The organism is Corynebacterium sp. UMB0012 (assembly GCF_030216265.1).
Classification (GTDB): domain Bacteria; phylum Actinomycetota; class Actinomycetes; order Mycobacteriales; family Mycobacteriaceae; genus Corynebacterium.
Window position 1 is genome coordinate 1 of record NZ_JASOKQ010000157.1, and the last position, 229, is coordinate 229.

Genomic DNA, 229 nt, shown 5'->3' on the forward strand with positions numbered 1-229 from the left:
TCGCCCTCGATGGAAAAGCACATCCCCGTCCACATCCAGCCCGCCGCGCGCGGCGGTAACGCTGGCCTCTACCTGCTCGACGGCATGCGCGCCCTGCCGGATCGCTCCGCGTGGACCACGGACGTCAACGCCGGTGAGGTGTTCGCGGACTCCAACATCACCGTCGTCATGCCCGCCGGTGGCGCCGGTTCCTTCTACTCCGATTGGGACGGCCCGGCCACCTTCGATC

Annotated in this window: 1 protein-coding gene; it reads left to right on the top strand. The window is 68.6% G+C overall.

Annotated features, from left to right (window positions below):
* Positions 1-229, top strand: a 229-nt coding sequence (locus QP324_RS12270; protein ID WP_284816268.1) for an alpha/beta hydrolase-fold protein, incomplete at both ends; no start/stop codon positions are given.